This window comes from Rothia sp. HMSC065G12 (assembly GCF_001811455.1).
Lineage (GTDB): Bacteria > Actinomycetota > Actinomycetes > Actinomycetales > Micrococcaceae > Rothia > Rothia dentocariosa.
This window is the reverse complement of record NZ_KV804812.1, coordinates 1-212: the sequence shown is the minus strand read 5'-3', so window position 1 is coordinate 212 and position 212 is coordinate 1. Positions and strand designations below refer to the sequence as shown.

The following is a 212-nucleotide window of genomic DNA, read 5'->3' as shown; positions in this document are numbered from 1 at the left end:
AAAAACCGAAACAAACAAAAATTAACCGCAATACCTACAAACGGCAAAGAAAACAACACCACATAAAACGGCAAATGAGGACCCATCATAGGATGCGACGGCGCAACCCGCACCACCAACCCCACAATAGGCCACCAAATCAACACCTGCACCACCAAAGCCCAAAACGGACCCCAACCCCAATACACACAATCCCGAACACGCACCCGCAC

General features: G+C 50.0%; 1 pseudogene. It reads right to left on the bottom strand.

Features of this window, described 5'->3' with window-relative positions:
* Positions 1-212 (bottom strand): annotated as a pseudogene (locus HMPREF2804_RS11175) (parapinopsin); the annotation flags it as partial.